The following is a 19290-nucleotide window of genomic DNA, read 5'->3' on the forward strand; positions in this document are numbered from 1 at the left end:
CTGCAGGTCTCTGAATGGTCGCGCGCTTACGCAGGTAAGTCACCAGAGTGAACCGGCACAGCCCGTAAAGCCGTGCGCCGGAGGATACGACTGGATAAATTTACAGCCATTATAGCAGTGAGGTCAGGGATGCCAACCGATGAATTTCAACGTGCGGCAGCAGACGGGCGTCATCCATCTGCATCAGATTGCCGCTGTTCAGGTTGATCCAGCACGCCTGCAGGCCGGCACGCAGCGCGCCTGCCACATCGGTCGTCAGGTCATCACCAACGTGCAGGATCGCCTCTGGCGCAATAGCAAGACGCTCCGCTGCGAGATGATACATATCCTGCCACGGCTTCGCGCGTCCGTGCGGACCGGCGCGCAGCGTAAACTGAAAGTAGTGCTGAATACCGAGCTTTTCCGGATCGGCGTTGCCGTTGGTGATCGCCACCAGCGGCACGCGCTCGCCGAGCCAGCGCAGCGTCTGATGCGTCTCTTCCGGCATCGCAACCTGACTGCGCCAGTGATGAAAAGTGCGCATGACCTCTCCTGCGCCCGTGGCAGCATCGGCGGCCGGCAGGCCAGCATTCAGCAACGCCAGTTCCACCGAACGGCGGCGCCACTCTGAGACGTCGTGATAAATATCGGGCTCGCGCGCCAGCAGCTCATCACGCAGCTGCTGATAGTCTGCAGGTGTGAATTCGCGCAGCGCCGGATGAAATGCCTGCAGCGCCGCGTGCGTTTCCTGCGCGGTTTTCCGGATCACCGGACGGTTGTCATACAGCGTATCATCCAGATCGAAGGTCAGCGCCTTAACCGGATGCAGGGAGCGGTAAAACTTCATTCTGATTTTCCTCGTTTGGCACGCGGGTGCGCGGCATCATAGACCGAGGCCAGATGCTGGAAATCGAGATGGGTATAAATTTGTGTGGTCGAGAGGTTGGCATGCCCCAGCAGCTCCTGTACCGCGCGCAGATCGCCGCTTGACTCCAGCAGGTGCGTGGCAAATGAGTGGCGCAGCTTATGCGGATGAATATGGCTCGCCACACCCTGTTTAATGCCCCATTCGGCAAACCGTTTCTGCACGTTGCGCGCAGAAATCCGGCTGCCGCGTGAAGAGACAAACAGCGCATCATCCTGCGGAGCAAAGCTGTCGCGCAGCGCCAGCCAGTGCTGCAGCCAGGTCACCGCCGTTGCGCCAACCGGCACGCGCCGCTCTTTACTGCCTTTACCCAGCACCTGAACTTCACCGGACTCCGCATCGAGATCGCGGCAGTTGATCCCTACCAGCTCGCTGAGTCGCAGGCCGCCGCCGTACATGGTTTCAAGCATCGCGCGATCGCGCACCGCCAGCGGATCATTAAGGTCAATCTCCAGCAGCTGCGTGACTTCATCCACGTCCATATTTTTTGGCAGATGGCGGGCGTTACGCGGCGTGGCGATACCTTTCGCCGGATTTGCACTCAGCATGCCCTGACTGACCTGCCAGTCAAGAAAACTGCGCAGAGCGGACATACGCAGCGCCAGACTGCTCGCCTGCAGACCATCGCGCCGGCTGCGCGCAGCCAGGCTGCGTACCTGCGCCGGCTCCAGCGTCGACCACTCTGTCAGCTGCATCCCCTCTGCCAGGGAGACGATTGCCAGCAGCTGGCGACGATAGTTTTTCTGCGTCAGCGGACTGAGCTGACGTTCTACCTGCAGGTAACGCAGAAAGGCATCGACAGCGGGCAGTAGCGTGCTCATACGCGTTCGATCCAGCGCGCCAGCAGCGCCGGCAGCATCTGGGCCAGATGCTGCAGTAAGAGTGTCCCCATACCGGCCTGATAGTGCTGATTATCGCGGCTGCTGAAGATCACAATGCCCGCTTCACCCCGCTCGCCCAGCAGCGACATGGCAACCGAGCCGACCGCTTTCGCCTGCGGCAGCAGCAGCAGCAGCTCCGGTCCGTTCAGGCTGCCAAGATAGTGCTGCTGCTGACCGAAGCGCTGAATACGCAGCGGCTCAAACGCCTGTCGTGCCAGACCCAGCTGGATAAAATCGGAGGGTGCGCCGAGACGCCATTGATCGCTGAACAGCCGCACATTGGCGCCTGCCAGACCCAGCTCGCGCGCCCAGCGCTGCAGGCGGTTCAGCATCTCCTGCAGGCTGTCAGCGGCAGCAAGATGCCCCTGCAGCGCCAGCAGGCGATCAAACAGCTGATGGTTGGCGTTGGCCTGCTCCATCAGCAGCGTGATCTCCTCTTCCAGCTGACGGATGTGGTTGCGCTGGCGCGCCATGTGCCACTCTACCAGCGAGACGCTGCCGCGCACCGCGTGCGGCACCGCCATCTGTTCAACCTGACGGGCGTTACGGATAAAAAAGTCGGGGTTCTGCTGCAGATAAGCGCTGACCGCGCGATCGTCGGGCTGTACCGCGCTGTCAGTCTGCTCTTCCGGGTATTTCATAAATGAATAAATCCGTCATAAACGTGGGTGGCGGGTCCGGTCATATACAGCGGCTGTCCGGCCCCCTTCCAGGCGATATGCAGCGTCCCGCCCGGCAGATCGACGCGTACTTTTTCTGCCAGCAGCCCCTGCTGAATACCACAGGCCACTGCTGCACAGGCGCCGCTGCCGCACGCCTGCGTTTCGCCAGCGCCGCGCTCATACACGCGCAGGCGCACATGCTCGCGGCTGACCACTTCCATAAAGCCGACGTTAACGCGTTCCGGGAAACGCTCGTGGCTTTCCAGCGCCGGTCCCAGCGTCTCAACGGCTGCAGTTATCACGCTCTCCACCTGGATCACGCAGTGCGGATTACCCATTGAGACCGCACCAAACATCACGGTCTGCTCAGCGACGCGCTGCAGATAGAGATTTTCCGCTTTATTCGCGCGCAGCGGCACACGCTGCGGATCAAAGTCAGGCTCGCCCATATTGACGCGTACCAGTTCATCACTGGTCACGCTCAATACCATACGTCCGGTTTGCGTGCTGACGCGAATGTCACTTTTATTGGTCAGCCCTTTCAGGCGCACAAAGCGGACAAAACAGCGCGCGCCGTTGCCACACTGTGCCACTTCACTGCCGTCAGCGTTAAATATGCGATAGTGAAAGTCGAGATCCGGATCGTAGGGTGGCTCTACGATCAGCAGCTGATCAAAGCCGATCCCCAGATGCCGATCCGCCAGGCGGCGAATCAATTCCGGCGAAAAAAAGACGTTTTGTGTCACGGCATCCACGACCATAAAGTCATTGCCGAGACCGTGCATTTTCGAGAACTGCATTTTCTGCTCCGCCGGATTACTCATTGAATTTAGTTTGACTGTACGCCTGATGAGCTGCCGGTGACCAGGCTCCCGGTATCCGCCTGCTGAGCGGCCTGCTGCTGCTGTTCTGTCGGCTTGTCGTTCTGCTGCGGCTTGTCCGCGGGCGGGAAGTATAACGGGCCTTTCAGGCCGCAGCCTGCCAGGCTGACCAGCATCAGCGCCATGCCCAACTGGCTTATGACTCGTCTCATTTTCTCTGCTCGTATTGTCCAATTCTCAGCTGCTTATCATCGCAGCTGATGGTGTAAAAGCAACAGGAAATATCGGACAGAGTGGCCGCGCAGGCCGTCAGAAAAGAGATGCTCAGTGCACCTGATAACGCGGCATAAAATCGCCGTTATCGTTGTCCGGCGGGGTCGCACAGAGCTGCGTCAGCGTCTGGCTGCGGAACGGGATCACCTGAAAACGGTCGCCGGTGTTCACGATTTGATAAAACTGCGGCAGATTGAAATTGATAAAGCTTGAGCCGTAGGTAAAGCGATCGTGTGATGAAGAGTAGAAGCGGCTGACGTCGCGCACCAGCTCCTCTTTACTGCCCTCACAGTGGTGGTAAATCTCCACGCGATTGCTCTCGTCGAGAATATAGATGTTGAATCCGCGATCGTCGCTGGTGTCTTCAAAGAAAAACTGAATGATGCCTTCGCTGGCGTAGCCGTTTACCACCGGCGGCAGCGGGGTCTGATTCGATTCCACTTTGATTGATAATCCATGCAGCTTGTTATTGGAAATCGCACCGTAAAACTCTACCGCGTTCTCCAGCTTCTGTACCGAGACGCTCATGCGCTCAAAGAAGAGCCCCCAGGTTTGTCCCGCGACGCGAATCGCTTTGAAGCGACCCGGCTCCTGCCGCGTACTCGACAGGCGCAGCTCGATGCACTCTGACACCAGCTGCTGTACCCGCGTGCGGATCAGGCCACGCAGATGCTGACTGTAGCAAAATACCTCAACCGTATCGGGCGGGGCGGCATCCTGATGCATCTTACCCAGAATGGTTTTCAGCGCGTCAATCATCGCCTGTTCACCGCTGAAATGCAGGGTGCGTACTTCATTCCACGAGTTACGGTAGAGCAGATCGACACTGCCAATCAGGCACTGCTGCTGCTGACCAAAGCTGAAGACGTCCAGCTTGCGGAAATCAAAGTGCACGACCTGATTGCGGAATGCGGCAGTGGGATCGTGCTCAAGATTGACAATGATCGCCAGATGACGAATTTCACACGGGCTGTAAAGTGCTTTTGGCGTTGGTGCCGGCAGGCGCAGCGGAAAGTGGCCAGAGACATCGCTGACCAGCTCCTGCAGACGTGCCAGATCGCACAGCTCATTCCCTTTAATATGCAGCCGCGTTTTCTGCGTCAGTAAGCCGTTGAACCATGCCCACGCCACCAGCTTGTTCAGATAACGGTTATATTCCAGCGGCTGATGGCTGATAATTGAACTCATATCCGGCGACTGGTTATAGAGATACCAGCCTGACCGGTTAGCACGCCCGGCGGGCACGTGGATAAAGGTCAGATTTTCTTCTGACAAATCAGGGGATATTTGCGGGTTGACCAGCGTGACCTTACCCGGCAGCGCTTCAAAAGCGGCATACAGTTTACGCGTCAGCACGCCGATATCCTGCGGGCTGGCACTGACGCTTAAATTGTTCCGGCGCGCAAAGCGGATCAGGTTACGATAGCTCTGCATCATCGCATCCAGCAGCTCATTATGCGCTTCGCGCACGCGCTCGATCTTCCACCCGGCACGGTTGTCCAGTACGGCGAGTTTCTCTTCGTCCCAGCCCCAGGATTTTACCAGCTGCAGCAGGATTTCGCGCCGCCAGCCGTTGCGGGCGTGCTGATCGTCTCCGGAAAGCTTCTCGCACACTTTCAGATAGAAGCAGCGCCGCACCAGGTCCAGGCGGGCGTGATCTTCCACGCTGGTCAGATAGCGCGTAACCCGCTCCAGCATCATGCAGTAGGGATCCAGCCCGAAACTAACGATTTCGCCTTCATGCAGGCGCTGTCTGATATCCATCGCCAGCAGCTGCGTATTCGGATACTCCCAGCTGTACGCCTCCAGTAGCAGCGTTTTCAGGACAGCTTTATAGGGCGAGTCGATACTTTTATAGAGCTGCCACAGGCTGGCGCCAAAATACTCTTCTGCCGACAGCGTACCGAGGCCGCCTAAATCGAGCCATTCGTTAGGAGTCAGTACGCCCTGGGAATAGAGTGACATGACATAGTCGTCATAATGATGCTCTTCCTCATTCGGCACCATATTCCACAGAATGCGCTTGCCTGCCATGCGCACCGCCGTGCGATAGAACTCATCAAGCAACAGAATATGCTGGGTCGATCCGCAATCTTCGCCCCCGAGGCTGCCGCTCTCATTATGTCGAAAGCGGTTTTCATCAATGAGGAAAAAGCTGACTTCCACACCCATTGACACACACCATTTCTGTAACAGCGTACACTTACGCTGCAGGGCCAGACGCTCTTCATTATCAAGCCAGGAGTGGTGGCATACCCAGATATCCAGATCGGACACGCTGTTCTGTCCGACTGACGAGGTGCTGCCCATAGAGTAGATAGCGGTAATTGGCCGTTCACCCTCAGCCGCAGGCGTCAGATCTGTCGCAGGCTTACCGGTGACGGTATGCAACAGCTGCTGTTGCTGTTCATCAGGCGTGAAAAAGCAGACGCCGTGTGGAACGTTACCTTCAACGTAACCCGGCATCAGAGGATGATGATAGTGCAGTAATGTTGGCAGCAGACTGTAGACGTGCTGGAAGGCAGGCCCCATAGCAGCCAGCGCGCGGTCAACGCGCAGCTGGTTAATTGCATCCAGTCTCTGTTTAAGTGTCTCAATGTAGAGGTACAAGACGTTTCGCCTGATTGTCCCAGTGTTAAGCACCCTGCTTCCAGCGTTTGCCATTTTAATAATAAGGTGTGCAGGCAAATCATTGCTGGAAACGTGATCAATCTAACACCAGAAGGATTGACCGTAAAGAAAGTTGCGCTACCTGATAGTTTAGCATCTGCCACGGGGCAACCCGCTTTTTTTGCGCCGCGCCTGATGAGGAGTGGCGAGCCACAGATGAATAGTGCGGCCTTTTCAATCCGTTGAAACTGACAGCATTCCCCTATCGATGATAGGATAATCGATGAACGATCAAAATGGTTAACGGTATGTTAAACAAAATTTTCAGAATTGCTACCCGTCAAAGTCCTCTCGCACTCTGGCAGGCACAATATGTTCAGCAACGCCTGATGGCAGCTCATCCCGGCCTGCAGGTAGAGCTGGTGCCGATGGTGACCAAAGGCGATGTTATTCTCGATACCCCGCTGGCAAAAGTGGGCGGCAAGGGTTTGTTCGTTAAAGAGCTGGAACAGGCCATGCTGGAGAATCGCGCCGATCTGGCGGTGCATTCCATGAAAGATGTGCCGGTTAACTTTCCGGAAGGCCTTGGGCTGGTGACCATCTGCGAGCGTGAAGATCCACGCGACGCCTTTGTCTCTAATCGGTATAACGCGATCGATGAACTGCCGCAGGGCGCGGTGGTAGGCACCTCCAGCCTGCGTCGCCAGTGTCAGCTGAGCGCACGCCGGCCCGACCTGGTTATCCGTTCGCTGCGGGGCAATGTCGGCACCCGCCTCGGCAAACTGGATGCGGGTGAATATGATGCCATCATTCTGGCCGCTGCCGGCCTGAAACGCCTTGGACTGGAAGATCGCATTCGTCAGGCGCTGCCTGCAGAGCTGTCGCTGCCCGCCGTGGGACAGGGCGCAGTAGGCATTGAGTGCCGGCTTGATGACAGCGCGTTAATTACGCTGCTGGAAGCGCTGAATCACAGTGAGACCGCAGTATGCGTGCGTGCTGAACGCGCCATGAACACCCGGCTTGAGGGCGGATGTCAGGTGCCGATCGGCAGTTTTGCCGTACTGGAAGATGACCAGCTCTGGCTGCGTGGTCTGGTGGGCGCGCCCGACGGCAGCCAGATGGTTACCGGTGAGCGCCGCGGTCCGCGTGAGCAGGCGGAGCAGATGGGCATTTCACTGGCTGAAGAGCTGCTGAATAAGGGTGCCCGTGAAATTCTGCATGAGGTCTATCAGGGACAGCCGCCGGTATGACTATTCTCGTGACCCGTCCGGAACCGGCTGCCAGCGAACTGGTTGCGCGCCTGCGCAGCCTGGGCAAGCTGGCGTGGGCGTTCCCGCTGATTGAATTTACGCCGGGTCGCGATTTAGCACAGTTACCGCAACAGCTGACGGCGCTGCGGCCGGGCGATTTGGTTTTTCTGCTATCACAGCAGGTGGTGCATTTTGCACAACCGGCGCTGCAGCACAGCCAGACAGTCTGGCCCGCGGCCGCTGATTACTATGCGATTGGCCGCTCAACTGCGCTGGCGCTGCACACCGTCACAAATCTCAAAGTAGACTATCCTCATGCGCGGGAGACCAGCGAAGAGCTGGTTCGCCTGCAGCGTCTGCAGCAGGTCAGCGGCAAGCGCGCGCTGATCCTGCGCGGCAGTCCCGGTCGGGAATTATTAGCTGAAACTCTCATCGCACGTGGCGCAGAAGTGCAATACTGTGAGTGCTATCAGCGCAATGAGAAGCACTATGACGGCGCTATCGAGGGCCGGCGCTGGCGCGACCGCGGGATTACCACGCTGGTAGTGACCAGCGGTGAAATGTTAAAACAACTCCATGCACTGTTTCCGCCAATCGACCGGCGGGAGTGGTTACTGCACTGTCGACTGGTGGTCGTCAGTGAACGTTTGGCTACCCAGGCCGCTGAAGCGGGCTGGCAGGAGATAGACGTAGCCGATGGTGCCGATAACGACGCGCTGCTGCGTGCGTTACGCTGAACTTAACAATGGGATGAGCCACAATGACGGAACACAAAGCTTCCTCCGCCATGGTTGAAGAAACTACCCCAGCGGACACTTCCCCGACGCCAGAAAACCAGCCGCCACGCGAAAAACAGCGCGATGGCCGGGTATTGAGCGCGGTGGCAATTGTAATTGCGCTGGCGATTGGCGCAGGCCTTTACCTGAACGGGAAACACCAGGCCGATGTACAGGCTCAGACTAACCAGCAGCTCAGTGAGCAGCTCAGCGCGCTGCAGCAGCAGCTTGGCAGCGACAAGCGCCAGCTGACGCAGCAGCTCACTGACGCCGGCACCGCCCTGCAGGAAGCGCGCACCAAGCAGGATAACAGCGCAAAAGAGCTGGAGACGCTGCGTGAAAAAGTCGCCACTATCTCAGGTAACGACACCCGCACCTGGCTGCTGGCGCAAGCCGACTATCTCGTGAAACTGGCGGGTCGCAAGCTCTGGAGCGATCAGGATGTCACCACGGCCGCTGCTCTGCTGAAAAGCGCTGATACCAGCCTGGCTGAGATGAACGATCCCAGCATGACCACTGTCCGCCGGGCGCTGACGCAGGATATCAGCTCGCTTTCAACCGTCAGCCAGGTCGACTACGACGGCATTATCCTGAAACTGAATCAGCTCTCTAACGGTGTAGACAATCTGCGCCTGGCGGACGATGACAACGACGATGCGCCCATGGACAGCGATGGCGGTGAACTCTCTGGCTCGTTGCGTGAATGGCGGCAGAACCTGGTGAAGAGCTGGCATAACTTTATGGATGATTTCATTACTATCCGCCGCCGCGATAATACTGCTCAGCCGCTTCTGGCTCCTAACCAGGACGTCTATCTGCGTGAGAATATTCGTTCGCGTCTGCTGATCGCCGCGCAGGCAGTACCGCGTCACCAGGAAGAGATCTATAAACAGTCGCTGGATGCGGTATCAAGCTGGGTACGCGCCTGGTATGACACCAACGATGCAGCGACCCGGGCGTTTCTTGCACAGCTGGATGAGCTGAGCCAGCAGACCATCTCTATGGACGTGCCGGATTCGCTGGAGAGTCAGCCGCTGCTGGAAAAACTGATGCAAACGCGCGTGCGCAATCTGCTGGCGCAGCCATCGGTTGCGGCTGAACAACAGGGAGGCTGACCATGCTAAAAGTACTGGTACTTTTCCTGCTGTTGCTGGCCGGCGTCGTGCTGGGCCCGATGGTAGCCGGGCATCAGGGTTATGTGCTGATCCAGACTGATAACTGGAATATTGAGACCAGCGTGACGGGGCTGGGGATTATCCTGATCCTGAGCCTGCTGGTGATTCTGCTGGCAGAGTGGATCCTGCGCCGTCTGTTCCGCACCGGCGTCCGCACGCGCGGCTGGTTCACCGGCCGTAAACGTCGCAGCGCACAGCGTCATACGCAGCATGCGCTGATGAAGCTGGCTGAAGGTGACTATCAGCAGGCAGAGAAGCTGCTGGCGAAAAATGCCGATCACGCCGATCAGCCGGTAGCAAACTATCTGCTTGCGGCCGAAGCGGCACAGCAGCGCGGCGATGAAAGCCGGGCTAATCAGCATCTGGAGCGCGCCTCCGAACTGGCAGATAACAATACTATTCCGGTAGAGATCACCCGGGTACGGTTGCAGCTGGCACGCAATGAAGATCATGCGGCGCGTCACGGTGTCGACCGTTTGCTGGAGGTCGCGCCGCGTCATCCGGAAGTGCTGCGTCTGGCAGAGCAGGCCTATATTCGTACCGGTGCCTGGGGCGCCCTGCTGGATATTCTGCCGGTGATGCAAAAAGCCCGGATTAACGATGATGCACAGCGTCATGCGCTGCAGCAGCAGGCGTGGCTGGGATTAATGAACCAGGCGATGGCCGATCAGGGTAGCGAGGGCCTGAAGCGCTGGTGGCAGAGTCAGAGTCGCAAGACGCGACAGGAAACTGCGCTGCAGGTGGCCATGAGCGAGCATCTGATCGAGTGCAACGATCCCGATACGGCTCAGGATATTGTGCTGGATGGTCTGAAAAAGCAGTATGACGATCGGCTGGTGCTGCTGATGCCGCGCATCAAAAGCGGCAATCCTGATGCGCTGGAGAAAGCGCTGCGTCAGCAGATCAAACAGCATGGCGCCACGCCGCTGCTGCACAGTACGCTCGGGCAGTTGCTGATGCGCCACGGTGAGTGGCAACAGGCCGCTGATGCGTTTGAGCAGGCGCTGGCGCAGCGTCCTGATGCGTTTGATTATGCCTGGCTGGCGGATGTCTACGATCGCCTGCAGCGTCCGGAGGATGCGGCCAGCATGCGTCGCGAGGGCCTGCTGCTGACGCTGAAGAATAATCCGGCCACCTGATTTATGCTTGTTGTTTGTCTGCCGGGCTTGTCCCGGCTTTTTTTTTGCCTGAACCCTGCCCGCTGCCCCGAAAACAGATAAAAAAACACCTGCCAGAAGCAGGTGTAAGATCAGGTCATAAGACAACTGATGGTATCCGACTCAACGTAATGTCCGTCTAACTACAGTAGCGCAGAGCGTTACTGCCAGGCTGGACAACGGATACCGTAAGGGGCTCTGCATCATTCCCAGGTTTATGTCGCATACGCGGACATAAGAGGTGGAATGAGCATCTACGACAGGAAGTATTGCACAAGATGTGCCAGATTGGCATTTTTCTTAAAAAGAGGTTATCCGTCAGCGTGTTAACCCAGTTCTCAAATGGCACACGAAGAATAAATCCTGCTATAAGACCCCGATTGGCGTTACTTTCGTCGCAAAATAACGACAGCCAAACCCTTTTTTAGAAAAACTCCATTTTATCAAAAGATTATACGTCGCAAAAAGGTGACAAAAGCGCACAGGACCCATTCATACAGTCTTTAGTACAAGATCGTATCGCACGTATTTTTAACCAGGGCGCCATGAATGGCGCCCCTGCGAAACCGTATCGCGTGTTTTCTGCAGGGGTCGCATTCATGCGACCCTGGCCGCAAACCGTATTGCGTGTTTAAACCACGGCGTCATTACGTACCGCACCCGTTTTAAACCAGGGCGCCATGAATGGCGCCCCTGCGAAACCGTATCGCATGTTTTCTGTAGGGGTCGCATTCATGCGACCCTGGCCGCAAACCGTATCGCGTGTTTAAACCACGGCGTCATTATGTATCGCACCCGTTTTAAACCAGGGCACCATGAATGGCGTCATTACGTACCGCACCCGTTTTAAACCAGGGCGCCATGAATGGCGCCCCTACGAAATCGTATCGCGCGTTTTCTGTAGGGGTCGCATTTATGCGACCCTGGCCGCAAACCGTATCGCGTATTTTCTGCAGGGTTCGCATTTATGCGACGCGCGTTGTGAGGTGTTCTGAATTGCGCACAAACGAAAAAAGCCTGCTTTTTCAAGCAGGCTTTTCGAATATGGTCGGCGAGAGAGGATTCGAACCTCCGACCCACTGGTCCCAAACCAGTTGCGCTACCAAGCTGCGCTACTCGCCGATTTTTTACTTCTTTACTTCTGTTACTAAAATTCTGCCTGGTGCGAAGAGAGGGACTTGAACCCTCACGTCCGTAAGAACACTAACACCTGAAGCTAGCGCGTCTACCAATTCCGCCACCTTCGCATGTCCCAGCAAAATCTGGGGTGGCTAATGGGACTCGAACCCACGACAACTGGAATCACAATCCAGGGCTCTACCAACTGAGCTATAGCCACCATAATTCTGGTGCGTAAGCTGTTACGCTTACTATTCACTGCATAACGCGGTTAAAACCAACCACCGAAGCTCTTGCGCCCAAAAGAAAATGGCGCGCCCGACAGGATTCGAACCTGAGACCTCTGCCTCCGGAGGGCAGCGCTCTATCCAGCTGAGCTACGGGCGCGTAGCGCCGTTGCGGATGGGCATACTACGTATTTGGCTTCACCCTGTCCAGTGCTTTTTAAAGAAAAAAACGCGTTTGGTTATGGTTTGTGCATTCCGTCGATAAATAGCGCAATTTCACGCTTATACGCTAAAAAATTGCTGGATTAATCAGCAGCCTCAGAGATCGCCGCGCCAGTGGTAGCGCAAATATTTCAGCAGCTTGAGTTGCCGGCGCCAGCGCGAAGGCTGACGGATCAGTCGATAGAGCCACTCCAGCCCCAGACGCTGCCAGAGATGCGGCGCGCGGGTAACGTTGCCGGTGAAAACATCATACGTGCCGCCTACCCCCATATAGAGCGCATCAGGCCAGTGCTGACGGCAGTCGCGCATCAGAAGTTCCTGCCGTGGCGATCCCTGCGCTACGGTAACTATTTTGGCACCGCTTGCGGCGATACGCGCAAACAGCGCCTCGCGTTCAGCCGGGGCGAAGTAGCCGTTCTGGCTACCGACAATGTTCACGTTCCACTGACGCTGCAGTTTGTCACAGGTCTCCTGCAGCACCTGCTCGCGGCCGCCAATTAAAAACACCGGGATCCCGGCGCGTCCGGCGCGCTCCATCAGCGCCTCCCACAGATCGGCACCGGCAATGCGGCTGACCTGCAGTTGCGGATACTTTTTGCGCAGCGAGCGGACAATGCTGATGCCATCCGGATATTTGAATTCTGCTTCGCCAATCAGCGCGCGCAGCTGCGCATCTTCTTCCAGCGTCAGCATCTTTTCAGCATTGATTGCAATCAGCGTACCGCGGCGGGGCGTATTGTCAGGCAGCAGAAAGCTGACAAAGCTCTCCATATCATTAAAAGCATGCAGCTCAACGCCGCGTATAACGTAGTGCGGCTCAGTGGTAGTCATGGTTTTCATCTTCCGTTTTGCACCGTGATCAGGAGGAACCGCGCAGCGACTGAATATGACGCGGGCGAATAAGCCCTGCACGCGCCAGCAGCCAGCAGAGCAGCTTTGCCAGGCCTGTACAGGCGGCAAAAATGATGCAGAAAAACACCACGCGCGAGCCGAATGCGTCCAGCCCCTCGCGAGCCAGAACGATCATATTAAAGACAGCACCAAAGCAGAAACTCTGCAGAACCGCGCCGGTATAGCGGTTATCGCTATCGCGTCCCTGCGTATAAAGCGCATCAAAACCTTTCATCAGGAGACCCACCGCCACCGCTCCCAGCGGAATAAACAGTACGCCGCCCATGATCAGCAGCGAACCAAGCAGCGTCGGCGAAATAGCCAGGCCGGAGTGGTTGTTCAGAACCTCCCAGGTAAAATAGTTAGCGCTGTTCAGTATTGCCGCAGGGCGATCGGGCCACAGCCATCCCGGAATAAAGACATAAAAGTCGCGCCAGAGCGGAGCCAGTCCCTGAAAATCAATCTTGTCATAGTTCTGCAGCAGCAGCGCCAGGTTTTCCCACGGCGAAAACGTATCACGCGTCAGGTAAAGAAACGTGTAAAAGGCTTCTGCCCCGGCCACATCCAGGTTGTAGCGCCGCAGCGCCAGCCAGAACATACCGCAGATTGCCATCGCCCCTGCGCCTGCCAGCATCCAGAGCGTGATCCAGCCGCGCGTAATACCAATAAACAGAAACAGCGCAAAGGCGATGATGATATTCGCACGCGTGCCGCCCACCAGCGCATAGGTCAGCAAGCCAAAGGCCACTGTTACCAGCAGAAACAGCAGCCACTGCCGCTGTGTCGGATGCAGAAAATAGCGAATCAGCATCGCCGGGATAAAGAAGTAGAAGAAGCGTTTTAGCGCCACGCCAGAAACCTCACTCGAGAAAATCTGGTTATAGGCGGAGAGCCGGAACAGCAGCAGCCCGTTGTGCATGAAAAACACGGTCACCGTGCCAATAGCGACCAGCGCCAGCAGCAGGCAGGTGAGATGGGTCTCGACCCGATCCATCACCAGCCACGGCTTGCGCGGCGCGGCGCTGGCTGGTCGCAGCCGCACTTTATAACTCACATAGTAAATAGCGTAGAAGCTGGTTGCTGCCAGCAGCGCCTGCAGCAGAAACGTTGCCGGCACCACGGCCACATCAAAGCGAAATACCAGCACGCTGGTCAGAGGGAAACCAAAGTAGAAGGTCAGCAGAAACAGCAGCGTAAAAAAGAGATGAAAGTTAAAGCGTACGCGCCTGAACTCACGCCAGGTCAGCGTCAGGATAAAGCCCAGCGAGCAGAGATAAACCACCAGCAGACCACTAAACTGCAGCAGGCTCATGATGCACGTCCTTCACTCAGGCTGAGCGCATGGCGCCAGCCGGCAAGATAGCCCGGCGCAAAAAAGGCGATGCCTGGTTTATCACATGCCGTCAGCTGGCGCTGTGCTTCTCCGATGCGGCCGGCATCCAGTTCGTCGCAGCTGAACAGCACCGGAATGCCCTGCTCGCTGAGATCGCGCCAGAATGGATTCTTACGGTTCAGCACAAAGGGAATGTTAGCCTGAATCAGCAAACAGAGTGTGCCAATCCCCTGCTGCCGCTCAAACATAAAATAGCCAAGCTGACAGCGTCTGAGCAACTGCAGGTAGGCCGGGAAATCGAGCCTGTCGCGAATCAGCGTAACCTGTCCGGCCGGAAACAGACGCTGTGCCGCCGCATCGATCTCATCAATATAGGCATAATTGTTTGTCGGATAACCAAGCGGAACCAGTACGCTGACCTCCTCGCCGAACTGCCGGCGTATCGCCTGCAGACCTTCAATATGCCGGTTGCTGCGGTCACCGGAGTTGCCCAGCAGAATCGTCAGTGTACCGTCCGATGTCGCGGCTGCAGGCAGCGCAATATCAGGCATGCGCGTCGGAAAATAGAGCAGCGATGCCGGCACCTGCGGATGCCGCTGCTGATAAAAACAGAGATCGCCACGGGTGGCAAACACCTGCGCCACTCGCCCCTGCGCCATGCGTCGCAGCAGATAGAACAGGCGATATTTCAGCCCGGCTCCCTCTTCATACAGATCAGCCCCCCAGACGTGCCAGAACGCCTGATGGCGGCGGATCTTTCCGCTGAGCAGCGCCAGCCAGAGACGCGGGTTAAACTGTCCGTGGAAGAAAAAACGCCGGGAGCGATCGGCTGCGCGTGCTATCACCGCCTGTGCCAGCGCGGCTTTACTGGTGAAGGTTTCGATCTGCAACTGGCTACAGGCGGGCAGCGAGCCAGGCGCAGCAACCACCATAAAGTGGCGCGGCGCGGCGGCAGGCAATTCAGTGCTGATCACGTCATTAAAGAAACGCAGCACCGTCTGATTGTGATGCGGGATATCAGATCCCAGCACATGAAATAACGTCATTTTGTCCGGCAATAAATCAGGAAAGCGCCACAGCAAAGGGCAAAATAGAGTATATAGGTCGCCATATACGCCTGCGCTGCACCAGCCGCGCCGTGAAGCGGGATCAGCCAGCGCGAAAACAGCGTCAGCAGAGCGAACTGGCTAATTTCGGTGAGAATATAGAAGCGCAGTGACGCTTTGGCGATCACCAGATATCCGAAAACATAGGCGCCGACTTTAAAGAGATCGCCACATAACTGCCAGATAAAAAGATCGCGCATGCCGCTAAACTGCGGGGAAAACAGCAGCCAGATCGCCATGTCGCGCAGCAGCCAGACGCAGAAACTGGCTGCCGCCACCGCCGGCAATACAAAACGCAGCGCGCGTCCAATCTCCTGCGCAATTTGCGGCTTGTGCTCAAGGCGTGCCAGCGTTGGCAGCAGCCAGACGCTGAAGGTGGCGGTAATAAACTGCAGATAGGCGTCAGAAATCGTGGTGACGCCCTGCCATAATCCTACCTGAGCCCAGCCCTGCTGTTCCGCCAGCAGATTACGCATCATCACCCACGCCACCGGCAGCGTGACCGAGGTCATCAGCGCCATCAGCGTATATTTTGCCAGATTGCGTGCCAGTGCCGGCTGCCATGCCGGTCTGAGCCAGCGCAGCGGCAGCACCGCACGGTGGCGCCGCAGCATAATCAGCGCCGGCACCACCAGCAGCGCCGGTACCAGCGCCAGGCCCGCCAGCGCCCCCTGATAACCGCCCAGCCGCCAGCACACAATATAACCGGCCACCCCTGTCAGGCTGCCGGTTATCAGCGCCAGCGCATTGCCGCGCGCATCGCGAAAGCCTTTCAGCAGCGCCAGGGCCAGGTTCGCCCAGGCGATGCCAAACTGCAGAAACGCCACGATGCGCACCACACTCTGATAATGATCGTGTCCAAACAGTAACCGGCTGACCGGCGCAGCGCCCAGCAGCAGACCCGCGGCCAGCAATACTGAAAAGCCCAGCACCATTGCAGAGGCTGTGCCGGTCAGCGCCCGCAGCTGCGCGGGCTCATGCTGCAGCTGCGCCACGCTGGCGGTGACGCCATTGAAAATGCCCGCGCCGGCCAGGACGCCGAGCACGGTGATCAGCTGCCGGAAGTTACCCGCCTGCCCGACGCCTTCCGGACCAAAACTCAGCGCCAGCAGCTTTACCACCAGCAGACCGGCCGCAATTTTGACCAGCGTGGAGGCCGCGGTCCAGACCGATGCTTTTGCCAGCGACATCAGGCAAAGTAGCTCAGCAGAGAGCTAATCACGGTACGCTGATTGTTATCTGACAGGTTATAGAACAGCGGCAGGCGCAGCAGGCGCTCGCTGTCGCGCGTGGTCACACGATCCTCACCGTGGAAGCGGCCAAACCGCTCACCGGCCGGCGACGTATGCAGCGGAATATAGTGAAACACCGTGAGGATCTCCGCTTCTTTCATCCAGCGTATCAGCGCGTCGCGATCGTCACTGTCGCGCAGTTTCAGATAAAACATATGCGCGTTATGACAGCAGCTATCCGGCACTGCCGGCAGCGCAATCCGTCCCTGAGCTGCCAGCGGCTGTAGCGCGTCGTAGTAGCGCTGCCACAGTCGCAGCCGCTGCTGGTTAATGGTCTGCGCCGCTTCCAGCTGCGCCCAGAGATAGGCCGCCTGCAAATCGGCCATCAGGTAGCTTGAGCCGATATCGCGCCAGGTATATTTATCCACCTGACCGCGGAAAAACTGACTCCGGTTGGTGCCTTTTTCCCGAATGATTTCAGCACGCTCGGTGAGCGCCGCATCATTTATCAGCGTTGCGCCGCCCTCGCCTCCGGCGGTGTAGTTTTTCGTTTCATGAAAGCTAAAGCAGCCAATGTGTCCGATGGTGCCGAGCGCACGACCTTTATACTGTGACATCACGCCCTGCGCGGCATCTTCAATCACATAAAGCTGATGCTTTGCCGCCAGCGCCATAATGGTGTCCATTTCACACGCCACGCCCGCATAGTGCACCGGTACGATAGCGCGTGTTTTCGGCGTGATCGCTGCCTCAATCTGTGTTTCGTCGATGTTCATCGTATCCGGACGCACGTCAACAAAGACAATGGTGGCACCGCGCAGCACAAACGCGTTGGCAGTAGAGACAAAGGTATAGCTCGGCATAATCACTTCGTCGCCAGGCGCAATGTTGATCAGCAGCGCTGCCATCTCCAGCGAGGCAGTGCAGGAGGGGGTCAGCAGCACTTTTTTACTGCCAAAATGCTGTTCCATCCACTGCTGGCAGCGACGGGTGAAGCCGCCGTCACCGCACAGTTTGCCGCTGGCCATTGCCGACTGCATATAGTCTGTTTCAGTGCCCACCACAGGGGGCGCGTTAAAAGGGATCATGGTGCTTTCCTGTAGAACCAGTAGGCGGTGCTTTCCAGCCGGGCACCGCAGCGTAAATAGAGGCGCAGCGCCGCAAGATTGCTGAGCTGCGTGGCAACGCGCAGTTGTGACAGCTGACGCACCCGGCCCCAGTCAGCGGCGGCCAGCAGCAGACGCTGGCCGATTCCCTGCGATCGGGCGTCCGGCAGCACGGCCAGCAGTCCGATACGTGCGTCGCCGTTCACTTCACGGATGGAGACAAAGCCCTGCAGGCTTCCCCGCTCATCGCAGGCGATCAGACACTGGTGATCAAAGGTGCCGCGCACCGCGTTTTCAATCCACTGCGCATAAAACCGGCCGCTGTCGGCCGCGTCAAACCACGGCGCGCGAAACCGGCTCTGGCTGAATGCCTCTGCGGCAGCGGCACGCAGCGCCGGGATCTGCGCCTCACGCGCAATCCGCACGCCGGACTGACGCGCTGTCTGCGTCAGCGCCAGCGTCAGATCGGCTTCGCCCTCAACCAGCTGAAAGCCGTGCTGGCAAACCGCATCAATCGCCGCGGTCTGCTCTGCCGGAATTTTTATCTGCAGCAGGCCCGTCGCCTGCTGCAGCGCCTGCGGCAGCGTCAGCTCTCCCGGCAGCGTCAGGCGCGCCGTGGGCTGATGAAAGAAGGCGCTCTCCCACTCAAGGGGATCAATACTGACGCGGACGGGCATGTAAGATATCCAGCAGATACTGGCCGTAGCCGGTTTTGGTTAACGCCTCGCCTGCCGCCTGCAGCTGCGCATCGCTCAGCCAGCCGTTGCGCCAGGCAATCTCTTCCAGACAGGCTATCTTGAAACCCTGCCGCTTTTCCACCGTCTGCACGAAGACGCTGGCTTCCACCAGGCTGTCGTGTGTGCCGGTATCCAGCCAGGCAAACCCACGGCCCAGCAGCTCAACAGAGAGTGCGCCTGCCTCCATGTACATCTGATTAATCGCCGTAATTTCCAGCTCACCGCGCGCCGAAGGCTGGACGCGCTTTGCAAACTCCACCACGCGACGATCGTAGAAATAGAGGCCGGTGACGGCCCAGCGTGATTTTGGCTGCGCCGGCTTTTCTTCGATTGAAAGCGCATTAAACGCTTCATCAAACTCCACCACGCCAAACCGCTCGGGATCCATTACCTGATAGGCAAATACCGTTGCACCTTCAGTGCGTGCAGCCACCTTTTTCAGCTTCGGACTGAAACCCTGTCCAAAGTAGAGATTATCACCCAGCACCAGACAGCAGTGGTCGTCGCCAATAAACGATTCACCAATAATAAAAGCCTGTGCCAGCCCATCCGGGCTTGGCTGCTCCGCATATGACAGCCGGATACCAAACTCACTGCCATCGCCCAGCAGACGCTCAAAGTGCGCCCGATCGTCAGGCGTGGTGATGATTAACACATCGCGGATGCCCGCCAGCATCAGGACAGAAAGGGGATAATAAATCATCGGCTTGTCATACACCGGCAGCAGCTGCTTGGAAATTGCGCGGGTAATCGGATGCAGGCGCGTTCCTGAACCACCCGCCAGAATAATACCTTTCATCATTGCTCC

Annotated in this window: 17 protein-coding genes and 4 tRNA genes; 4 read left to right on the forward strand and 17 right to left on the reverse strand. The window is 57.6% G+C overall.

All coding sequences use genetic code 11. The annotated features are described in order from the left end of the window. Positions 1-109 precede the first annotated feature (109 nt). The 6 genes from yigB to BBA90_RS02660 form a co-directional block, all read right to left on the reverse strand. Entirely contained in the window at positions 110-826 is a 717-nt protein-coding gene (yigB, locus tag BBA90_RS02635; RefSeq protein WP_065647802.1) for a 5-amino-6-(5-phospho-D-ribitylamino)uracil phosphatase YigB, read from the reverse strand. Next, positions 823-1725 carry a tyrosine recombinase XerC gene (xerC, locus tag BBA90_RS02640; protein WP_065647803.1) on the reverse strand — a complete coding sequence of 301 codons (903 nt, stop codon included), beginning with the start codon at positions 1723-1725 and terminating at the stop codon, positions 823-825. Before xerC ends, yigB begins: the two co-directional genes overlap by 4 nt. Beyond that, on the reverse strand, positions 1722-2426 hold the full coding sequence (locus tag BBA90_RS02645) for a DUF484 domain-containing protein (RefSeq protein WP_065647804.1): 705 nt from the start codon (positions 2424-2426) through the stop codon (positions 1722-1724). Before BBA90_RS02645 ends, xerC begins: the two co-directional genes overlap by 4 nt. Further along, the gene (gene dapF / locus BBA90_RS02650; RefSeq protein ID WP_065647918.1) at positions 2423-3247 is read right to left on the reverse strand and encodes a diaminopimelate epimerase; all 825 of its coding nucleotides are present in this window, start codon (positions 3245-3247) and stop codon (positions 2423-2425) included. The genes BBA90_RS02645 and dapF overlap by 4 nt, the downstream gene beginning before the upstream one ends. Positions 3248-3276: 29 nt before the next feature. Next, entirely contained in the window at positions 3277-3480 is a 204-nt protein-coding gene (gene lptM / locus BBA90_RS02655) for an LPS translocon maturation chaperone LptM (protein ID WP_065647805.1), read from the reverse strand. A gap of 112 nt (positions 3481-3592) precedes the next feature. Next, entirely contained in the window at positions 3593-6151 is a 2559-nt protein-coding gene (locus BBA90_RS02660; protein ID WP_065647806.1) for a class I adenylate cyclase, read from the reverse strand. A 308-nt stretch (positions 6152-6459) separates the two neighbouring features. On the opposite strand from BBA90_RS02660, the gene hemC reads away from it, so the two are divergent. Genes hemC through hemY form a run of 4 tightly spaced genes read left to right on the forward strand, consistent with a single transcriptional unit; the run spans position 6460 to position 10491 of the window. Further along, a complete protein-coding gene (gene hemC, locus BBA90_RS02665) occupies positions 6460-7401 on the forward strand; it encodes a hydroxymethylbilane synthase (protein ID WP_065647919.1) in 942 nt (313 codons plus the stop codon). Further along, positions 7398-8138, forward strand: a complete 741-nt coding sequence (hemD, locus tag BBA90_RS02670; protein ID WP_065647807.1) for a uroporphyrinogen-III synthase — start codon at positions 7398-7400, stop codon at positions 8136-8138. Before hemC ends, hemD begins: the two co-directional genes overlap by 4 nt. Before the next feature lie 23 nt (positions 8139-8161). Continuing rightward, positions 8162-9292 (forward strand): uroporphyrinogen-III C-methyltransferase, encoded by a 1131-nt coding sequence (hemX, locus tag BBA90_RS02675; protein ID WP_065647808.1) that lies wholly within the window; start codon positions 8162-8164, stop codon positions 9290-9292. A 2-nt stretch (positions 9293-9294) separates the two neighbouring features. Then, positions 9295-10491 carry a protoheme IX biogenesis protein HemY gene (gene hemY, locus BBA90_RS02680; RefSeq protein ID WP_065647809.1) on the forward strand — a complete coding sequence of 399 codons (1197 nt, stop codon included), beginning with the start codon at positions 9295-9297 and terminating at the stop codon, positions 10489-10491. 1063 nt (positions 10492-11554) lie between these two features. On the opposite strand, the gene BBA90_RS02685 is transcribed toward hemY, so the two are convergent. The 11 genes from BBA90_RS02685 to rfbA form a co-directional block, all read right to left on the reverse strand. Then, a tRNA-Pro gene (locus tag BBA90_RS02685) sits at positions 11555-11631 on the reverse strand. Positions 11632-11669: 38 nt separating this feature from the next. Further along, positions 11670-11756, reverse strand: a tRNA-Leu gene (locus BBA90_RS02690). Between the two features lie 16 nt (positions 11757-11772). Beyond that, positions 11773-11848: transfer RNA gene (locus BBA90_RS02695), tRNA-His, on the reverse strand. Between the two features lie 90 nt (positions 11849-11938). Further along, positions 11939-12015 (reverse strand) — tRNA-Arg (locus BBA90_RS02700). A gap of 158 nt (positions 12016-12173) precedes the next feature. Beyond that, positions 12174-12917, reverse strand: coding sequence for a lipopolysaccharide N-acetylmannosaminouronosyltransferase (gene wecG, locus BBA90_RS02705; RefSeq protein ID WP_206099885.1), 744 nt, complete (start codon positions 12915-12917; stop codon positions 12174-12176). 19 nt (positions 12918-12936) lie between these two features. Beyond that, on the reverse strand, positions 12937-14280 hold the full coding sequence (gene wzyE, locus BBA90_RS02710; protein ID WP_065647810.1) for an ECA oligosaccharide polymerase: 1344 nt from the start codon (positions 14278-14280) through the stop codon (positions 12937-12939). Then, positions 14277-15347, reverse strand: a complete 1071-nt coding sequence (locus BBA90_RS02715; RefSeq protein ID WP_065647811.1) for a TDP-N-acetylfucosamine:lipid II N-acetylfucosaminyltransferase — start codon at positions 15345-15347, stop codon at positions 14277-14279. Before BBA90_RS02715 ends, wzyE begins: the two co-directional genes overlap by 4 nt. After that, on the reverse strand, positions 15344-16597 hold the full coding sequence (gene wzxE, locus BBA90_RS02720; protein ID WP_065647812.1) for a lipid III flippase WzxE: 1254 nt from the start codon (positions 16595-16597) through the stop codon (positions 15344-15346). Before wzxE ends, BBA90_RS02715 begins: the two co-directional genes overlap by 4 nt. Beyond that, positions 16597-17727: a dTDP-4-amino-4,6-dideoxygalactose transaminase gene (gene rffA / locus BBA90_RS02725; RefSeq protein WP_065647813.1), complete on the reverse strand. Its 1131-nt coding sequence runs from the start codon at positions 17725-17727 to the stop codon at positions 16597-16599. The genes wzxE and rffA overlap by 1 nt, the downstream gene beginning before the upstream one ends. Further along, the gene (gene rffC / locus BBA90_RS02730) at positions 17724-18422 is read right to left on the reverse strand and encodes a dTDP-4-amino-4,6-dideoxy-D-galactose acyltransferase (protein WP_065647814.1); all 699 of its coding nucleotides are present in this window, start codon (positions 18420-18422) and stop codon (positions 17724-17726) included. The genes rffA and rffC overlap by 4 nt, the downstream gene beginning before the upstream one ends. After that, positions 18400-19281, reverse strand: a complete 882-nt coding sequence (rfbA, locus tag BBA90_RS02735; RefSeq protein ID WP_065647815.1) for a glucose-1-phosphate thymidylyltransferase RfbA — start codon at positions 19279-19281, stop codon at positions 18400-18402. The genes rffC and rfbA overlap by 23 nt, the downstream gene beginning before the upstream one ends. Positions 19282-19290 lie beyond the last annotated feature (9 nt).

The sequence above is a fragment of the Pantoea eucrina genome, from assembly GCF_001691555.1.
In the GTDB taxonomy this organism is placed as follows: domain Bacteria; phylum Pseudomonadota; class Gammaproteobacteria; order Enterobacterales; family Enterobacteriaceae; genus Pantoea; species Pantoea borealis.